Source organism: Synechococcus sp. WC101 (assembly GCF_047461555.1).
In the GTDB taxonomy this organism is placed as follows: Bacteria; Cyanobacteriota; Cyanobacteriia; order Thermostichales; family Thermostichaceae; genus Thermostichus.
Genome location: NZ_JANSHG010000137.1, coordinates 1 through 6,732, shown reverse-complemented (window position 1 = coordinate 6,732; position 6,732 = coordinate 1). Strand labels below are relative to the sequence as shown.

General features: G+C 62.9%; 5 protein-coding genes and 1 pseudogene. 1 reads left to right on the top strand and 5 read right to left on the bottom strand.

What is annotated here, in order from left to right:
* The first annotated feature begins 152 nt into the window (after window positions 1–152).
* Complete coding sequence (pheA, locus tag NW809_RS09730; protein ID WP_011430306.1) at window positions 153–1,052, top strand: prephenate dehydratase; 900 nt, start codon at window positions 153–155, stop codon at window positions 1,050–1,052.
* Between the two features lie 117 nt (window positions 1,053–1,169).
* On the opposite strand, the gene NW809_RS09725 is transcribed toward pheA, so the two are convergent.
* The 5 genes and pseudogenes from NW809_RS09725 to NW809_RS09705 form a co-directional block, all read right to left on the bottom strand.
* The gene (locus NW809_RS09725) at window positions 1,170–2,123 is read right to left on the bottom strand and encodes a sulfite exporter TauE/SafE family protein (protein WP_414402026.1); all 954 of its coding nucleotides are present in this window, start codon (window positions 2,121–2,123) and stop codon (window positions 1,170–1,172) included.
* Window positions 2,124–2,175: 52 nt separating this feature from the next.
* Window positions 2,176–3,225 carry a Gfo/Idh/MocA family protein gene (locus tag NW809_RS09720; protein WP_011430304.1) on the bottom strand — a complete coding sequence of 350 codons (1,050 nt, stop codon included), beginning with the start codon at window positions 3,223–3,225 and terminating at the stop codon, window positions 2,176–2,178.
* A gap of 108 nt (window positions 3,226–3,333) precedes the next feature.
* Entirely contained in the window at window positions 3,334–4,986 is a 1,653-nt protein-coding gene (locus NW809_RS09715; protein ID WP_099812116.1) for a phospholipid carrier-dependent glycosyltransferase, read from the bottom strand.
* Window positions 4,987–5,172: 186 nt separating this feature from the next.
* Window positions 5,173–6,210, bottom strand: a complete 1,038-nt coding sequence (locus NW809_RS09710; protein ID WP_011430302.1) for a carboxypeptidase-like regulatory domain-containing protein — start codon at window positions 6,208–6,210, stop codon at window positions 5,173–5,175.
* 58 nt (window positions 6,211–6,268) lie between these two features.
* Window positions 6,269–6,732, bottom strand: a pseudogene (locus tag NW809_RS09705) (hypothetical protein); the annotation flags it as partial.

Here is a 6,732-nt window from a genome sequence, read left to right as displayed (position 1 = left end):
TGCAGAGCCTGATTCGGCGGGAGGTGGGGAAGGCTATGGAGATAGTGGCGGCAAATCCCCGTTGCCCAGAGCCTGATTGCCCGCTGCAGCGCAACGTCGAGGCAGTAGAGTTAGAGCTGGCTCCTAGCGACACTCGCAAACAAAACTAAAGAATGGCTTTAATCGTCTCCTCTGCGCCGGTAGCCTTCCTCGGCCCTGTTGGAACCTACACGGAGTTGGCCGCTCTGCTCGCCTGTCCCGAGCAGCCCCATCTCCATAGCCAGGGGTCCCATCCTCTGGTGCCCTACCCCACCATTAGCGCCTGCTTGGCAGCCGTGGCTGCGGGCGAGCAAGAATGGGCGGTGGTGCCGGTGGAGAACTCCGTTGAGGGCGGGGTCTCGATGACCTTGGATGCCCTCTGGCAACTGGAGGGGCTGAGCATTCGCCAGGCGCTGATCCTGCCCATCCGCCATGCCCTCATCGGCTGCGCCTCCCGGCTGGAGCAGATCGAGCAGGTCTATTCCCATCCGCAAGCCTTGGCCCAATGTCAGGCTTGGCTGGGATCCCATCTGCCCCGGGCGACCTTGATTCCAACTCGCTCCACCACCGAAGAATTGGAGCGGCTGCGAGCGCAGCCCAACGCTGCCGTCATTGCTTCAGAGCGGGCCGCTGAGCTCTACCAACTGCCGGTTTTGGCCTGTCCCATCAACGACCACCCGGATAACTGCACCCGCTTTTGGGTGGTGGGCCGTCGCCGTTCCTCGCCAGGGGGATCCCATACTTCCTTGGCCTTCAGCCTGCCCCACAATGTGCCAGGGGCGCTGCTAAAGCCGCTGCAAGTCTTTGCAGAGCGGGGCCTCAATATGTCGCGCATTGAGTCGCGCCCCACCAAGAAATCGGCGGGGACCTATGTCTTTTTTGTCGATCTGGAGAATCCGGTCGGCCAACCCTATCTGGATGCAGAGGTAATCGCTGCCCTGGAAGCGATCGCAGAAACCCTGAAGCTTTTCGGCAGCTACCCCGTCCACGACCTCAGCAAGCCGAGCGAGCGTCGTCCTTGCAACTCAGAATAGGACAGGCCGGCCAGGCCCGACTTGCTATCTGCGGGGATCCCGAAGCCTTTCCCTCCCCTCCTAGACCCAGATACGCTAAAAGAATAGGGGAGGGTGAGGCGTCGAAGTTGGGAATTGCTACTGGTTGTCCAGGGCTTGGTAGTCCTGCCAGGCTTGCCAAAAAACGTAGAGGGAAAGCCCGGCGAGAAAGGTTCGAAAAAGCAGGCCGACGATCTCATCCGGCAGCTTAGGCAGGGTGCGGGTGCTGATCTGGACGCCGACCAACCCACCTGCACCCAGGATCAGGCCCGGGATCCAGAGCACATTCTGGCGGATGGTGCCATCTCCAAAGCCGAGCGCGTTCGCCATCCAGTTGCCCAGGCCCGCATGGCTGAGGGTAGCAGCAGTTGCCGTGAGAACAATTGCCCCCAAGCTGGTTTGGATGGCCACCTTGAGGGTTTCTCGCAACAGCAGGATCTGCAGGGGCACCAGGATGACGCCACCGCCGATGCCGAAAAGCCCCGCCAACAAGCCGGCAGCGCCACCGGTGAGGGTGCGGGCCAGCCACCGCGGCATCTGCCCCTCGGCAGCAGGGCGGTCGCGGAGTTCTCCAGCGTCGTCCGTCCCCCCGGCAGCAACCCCTGGCCTCTCCAACGCTTGGGCGTGGGCGACCACGGTTTTGCGCAGCTCCACCAGGTAAATGTTCGCCAGCAACAGCACCCCAAAGGCCGCTAGTAGCAGATAGCCGGGCAGGCGACTGGCGAGGATCGCCCCAACCTGCGCCGTAAACAGAGCCGGGATCCCCAGGAAAATTACCCGTTTGGGATCCAGCATCCCCATGCGCCAGTTTTGGATGCTGCCGGCCAAGGAGGTGAGGAGAATGGAAAAGTTGCTGGTGGCCACCGCCTGCAGCGGCGGGATCCCCAAGCTCACCTGCAAGGGCACCAAGATCGTCCCGCCGCCAATGCCCAAAAAACCGGCCAGGATCCCTGCCGCCAGGCCGCCGATTGCTAAGGCCAACCCCTCTTCTACCACGATTGCCCGACCTTGCCTCTCCACAAAGCCTCTGCCCTCCTCGCCCTCCCCACCCATGACCGGCTGGCAGAAGATACCACCTGCCCCCGCCTGGAGGCCGGCGGCAAAGCTAAGACAAAAAGCTGCGGCAGGGTTTGGCCTCCCTCCAGGCGCATCCATCTAAGGCGATCCGCTCCACCTCGGAAGCCAACTTCAAGGCCTTCAGGGCCTGCTCCCCGCCCACCGACGGCTGGCTGCCCCCCCGCACACAGTTGATAAAGTGCTCCAGCTCGGCGTGGAGCTTGTCAATGGGTTCGATGTGAACCTTCTCGATGAGGCAGTCCCGCTGGTAGGACACCTGGCCGTAGTCGCTGCTGCTGGATCCCTGGCGATAGATGGAGATCTCGTTGTGCAAAAAATCGGCTTCCACCAGGGCATTTTTGCAGTGGACGGCAATTTTGCGCACCTTGCGATGGGTAACCTTGCTGGCCGTGAGGGTGGCGATGGCACCGTTGGCAAAGGTGAGGGTGGCAGTGACGTAGTCCAGGTAGCCCAGCTTGGAGGCGCGGTTGCCGCTGGCGGTAATTTGGGTTACTGGGGAGGGGATCAGCTCCAGCAACAGGTCGATGTCGTGGATCATCAGGTCGAACACCACCGACACGTCGCTGGCCCGGTCAGAGTAAGGGCTGAGGCGGTGGGCCTCGAAGGCCAGCGGCTCTTCGCTTTGCAAAACTTGGCCCAGCTTTTGAAAAACGGGGCTGAAACGCTCGATGTGCCCCACCTGCAAAATGCAATTGCAATCGGCAGCGCGGTTCACCAGGGATTCTGCCTCAGCGATGCTGGCGGCAATGGGCTTTTCGATCAGCACATGGACCCCCGCCTCCAGGCAGGCGATGCCCACCTCGTGGTGCAAAACCGTCGGCACGGCGATGGCTACTGCCGCTACGTGGGGCAGCAGGTCGCGGTAATCCTCGTAGAAGTGAACGCGGTGGCGGCTGGCCACATCCAAACCCCGCTCCACATTGATATCGGCTACCCCTACGACCTGCACATCCTTCATCAAGCTGAAGACGCGGGCGTGGTGCTGGCCCATGTTGCCGACTCCAATGACGCCCACAGGCACCGGCTGCCCGGGGTAACGGCGGGGAGAGTTGGCAGGACGCGGGCAGGATCGAGCCATAGGTTTCCACTACCTCCACCACAAGCGCTTGACAAACCGCACCCCGCCTTTGGGCAACGAAGCGCAGCTACTCCTGAAACAAACTGCACAAAGCTTACCATGCCCTCCTCAAATCCAGTTCAAGCCGGGAATGGGCGGCAGGCGCAGGGGGGCCCGCTCGCAGGCTTGGGGACTGAAGCAGAATAGGGGCACAGGGGTGGGTCGGAACCACATGCGGGCATAAAATCCGCCGGGGCTGAGGGGAAGGCCAAACCAAACAGGGAAAAAGAAGAGAAAAGACGCCAAAACCAAGGCTACTGCCGTGATGCTCGCCCCGCGCCAGAAGCGGCGATAGCTCTGCCAGCCCAGCAGCACCAGCCAGGCCAGGGCCAGGGTGCTAAATGCCAGAGCGCTCATGTAGTGGTAGATGAAAACGCAGCGGCTGACGATAAACCAGGGCAGGTAGTTGGCCGCATAGCCAATTAAGATAAAGGCTTCCACGCCATGGAAGCGGCGGATCCCCCGCCAGACCAGCACCAGGATGGATCCCGTCCCCAGCCACCACAGCCAGGGATTGCCCAGGCCGTGGACCACTCGCCACAGGTCGCCCTGCGCGGCGAAGTAGTAGCCCACCGGGCGGCCCATAATCGGCCAAGACCAGGCTCCTGCCGAGGCCAAGGGGGTGGTCAGCCAAGGGCGCAGCGCCGGGAACCAGGCCACCAGGGATCGCAAACTGGTGGAGCAGTAGGGGTGAACGGGGGTGTTTTCGTCCACCACGAGATCGGCATGCAGGTGCCCGCTGTAAACCGCCTGATTGATGAGCACTAGAGAGCGAAAGTAATTCTGGATCCCAGTCCAGCTCCAACCCAGGGCTAGCCCCTGCTGCGGGTTGAGCTGCAGGTGGGGGATCCACTGGATGGCGTAGAAAGCCAGCGGCGCAAGGACAAAGCAAAAGGCATAGTGCCACCAGCGCAGGTGGCGGATTTGGATCAAAATGCCCAGACGCGGGATCCACTGCGGGCGCAGCCAGACCACCGCCCAAACAAGGATCCCCAACAGGGCAAACATGAAGGCAAACCAGAGGCCGTTCCACTTCACGGAAGCCGCCGCCCCCAGGAGGATCCCCGAGCCGGTCAGGTGAACGGCCCGTTGCCAACCGCGGCGTTCCAGCCCGCTTAGCAGCAGAATGGTGGCCGCCAGGCCAAAAGCCACCAGGTACACGTTAATCAGGCCAAAGCGGGACTCCACCAGAAACACCCCGTCCGTGAGCAGCAGGGCCCCACTCAACAGGGCAAAGCCCACGTGATAGGTGAGGCGGTAGGCCAAGCCGGTCAGCAAGAGCGGGATCAGGGATCCGCACAAGGCGGTGGCCAGGCGAAAGCCCCACTCGTTGCGGCCAAAAAGCTGGATACTGAGGGCGATGAAGTACTTCCCCAGCGGCGGATGCACGTCGTAGAGGGGCTCGCCGTCGAGATAGTTCTGGGCGAACTTGGGAAAGTACACCTCGTCGAACACCGGCGCCGGCAACTCGGCCAGTCGCCACAGGCGCAGCCCCAGGCCCACCAGAAAGATGGCGAGCGCTCCCCCCAGCAGCCAGCGGCGGGATCCCTCCGGCCAAATCCCGACCAAGGCAGAAGCGGACGAGGAAGTGGCGAGCTCTGCTGCAGCGGGAGGATCGCCGGATCCCACTCCACCAACGCCCTCGGAAGACGCTGGCGACAGCTCATCTCCTTCCGGGCCTAGATCTCGATCTTCGGCAAGAGGGTTGGGTTCGGAACTCATGGGCAGCAGCCAACAACAAACGGCGAGGATCCCCAGTGTTACTTTAGCCCCTGCTCCCCTTCTTTGGACTTCCCTAGAAGAGCTGGAGGATCTCGAGAACAGCCATTTGCTCCGACTTTGCGGGGCATAGGGCTGACAGCGGCTGCTTGGAACCCCCACTTCTGGGGCTACGGGAGGGGGCGAGCTCTAGGGAGTGGGTGTAGGGGTGGGGATGACCAGCTCCACCGCTGTATCCAGACGCGAGGGCGGGGGTGGGGCCTCGCCTGGGGCCAGTTCTAGGTAGGAGGCCAGGGGGTGATTGGCTTGCCAGCGGGATCCGATTTCGGCGGCGATTTGGGTGACCTGGATTTGGTAGAGCTGCGCCAGCTCAGCGGCGTTGAGGTTGCCCCGCTCCACCTGGTCGCGGCTGGCCTCCGCCAATACCTCCGCCACGAGGTTGCCCTGCTCGTCAAACCGCCACAGCTCTAGGCGGCTGCGGGAGCGCAGGCTCACCTCCGTGGGCGAGGCCGGGCGGGTGAGGACATCGACGCGGGCGATGACGATGGCCTCCAGGCCTAGGTAATCGAAAAACTGGCCTACCGCTTCCGGCTTGCGGCGATCCCACTCAAACAGCTCGTAGATCGGCCAGCCCACCTGGCGCAGAATCGGCTGCAGGCGGCGGTTGTCCAGGGGCACCACCTTCTCGCTATTGGGGATCAGGCCCAGGCGCACTGCCTCCATGGCCAGGCGCTGGCCTAAAAGCTGGGTGTGCTCCAGTCCTCCCACTCCCAAAACGCCGAGGCGACGCCGGGGTTGGGGCCGGATGGGCACCTGCAAAACCACATCTACAGGGGTGGTCAGGCCCGCCTGCAGCAGGATCTCCTGTTGCACTATTTCGTAGTCGGGGTGCCATACGGTCAACATCCAACGTCCGGCAGGAGCCTGGTTGAGCTCAAACGCCCCCTGCTCGTCCGTTTGGATCGGCTGATCGAGGTTCTCCAAGCCCTCCAACTGCACCTGCGCCCCGGCCACCGGCTGACCCAGGCTGTTGCTCACCTGGCCCACCAGCCGCGCCTGGGATCCCGCTTGATCTCTGTTATGAGAAGGAAACAGCGGCGTGAAACGGGGAAGGGGGGTGGCCGGCGCCTGGGCCAGCGCTCCTGGAGTCAGTGCCAGCCAGCACCAGAGAGCCAGACTGCCCAAGCGGACCCTGCGCCGCAGCGAAGTGAGGAAGAAGAAAGGCATGGCGACATCCCCTAATCGCAGTGGGTTCTGGAGAGACAAAATCCTGCTGCAGGGATCCTCACCCCGCAAAGGGATTGTTGGCCTGCCATTGTTGGATAAAGACGGGCACCATGTTGCGCACCTGCAGCCGAAACAGGCCCGCCGCCGCATCTTCAAACAGCGGATCCCCGCCCACGTCGTCCCGGCCATAGGCCTCGTAGTAGCGAGCCCGATCCCCCGGTCGATCCCGCTGCAAGTCCACCACCACCACCACCCCGCGGCTGCGCAACTGGTTGGGGGTGAAATTGGGAATTTCCACCGGCACCGTCGGCGCCAGAAAGCGCAAGGCCGTATTCAGCAGCGGGCTGCCCTGGCGGTTGTAATCCCGCGAGATCTGCAGGTGAGTCAAGAGGATGTAGCGCAAGCCCAGGGCATCGCCAACAGCCTTCAGCTTGGCCAAGTCGGCGGTGTAGCGCTCATCCCGATCCAAGAGTGTCAGATCCTGGACGAGGGGCAAAAGCGGCTCAAAGCGGGGATCCGGCC